Below are 807 nucleotides of genomic sequence, written 5' to 3' on the forward strand. Positions count from 1 at the left end.
GCGAAAATCTTCGCCGGCGCCGAGCTGAATCCGCGCGAGCTCGAGTCCTTCGAAGGCGTGCGCGATCACGCCGCAAGCATGGCCTACGGTGCCGCGCTCTACGACATCGCGCATCGGACATACCAGCAGCACCTGGCGCAGGCGCACAAGATGGGCGTCCCGGTTGCCGTCGCGGCAAACACCGCGAAGCGCGCCGATCCTCTGAAGGAAGAACGCGTCGACGCGATCTTCGCTTTGACGGGGCGCAAGCTGGAGAACCCGGTGGCAACGGCCACGCCGCCGGCGACCGTGGCCCCCACCGTACCGACCGCACTCGTCGTCGCCGCGGTAAGCCCGTCGACGATGTCGCCAGAGCGGGTTGCCGCTTCGGCTGTCGCCGCACCCGACACAGGACCCAACAGCGCTACACCGGCCAAACCGTCGCTGCGAGAGGCCGTCAAGGCGGCGGCGCCCCCCGGGCAAATTCATCAGAAGGCCGCTCCGGCTAACCACGGTGCGGGCGCGGCGCCTTCACCGCGCGAATATGGCGCCGTGCAGCCCGTCGATCAATTCATCCTCGGGACCGCCTCAAGGTCGGACGCACGCACCCCAACCCCTGAACGCGCAATCGTCGTCTCGCCCCAGGGGCCATCAGCAGCGCGCACAAGGGCGGCACTGGACGCCTCGGTCAGCGAGTGGAAGAACGGCGCGGCATCCCTGCTCGGCAGAGTCGCCGCCTTCCATGAACAGCGCACGCGCGAAATGGCGCAACAGCGCGAAGCCCCTTAGGCCGGAAGCGATTCGCCTCTCGGCGGCGGTAGGTCGTCA

General features: G+C 68.5%; 1 pseudogene. It reads left to right on the plus strand.

Annotated features, from left to right (window positions below):
- Nucleotides 1–768, plus strand: a pseudogene (locus tag AC1DTN_RS37580) (hypothetical protein); the annotation flags it as partial.
- Nucleotides 769–807 lie beyond the last annotated feature (39 nt).

The sequence above is a fragment of the Rhizobium sp. 01T444 genome (assembly GCF_056398305.1).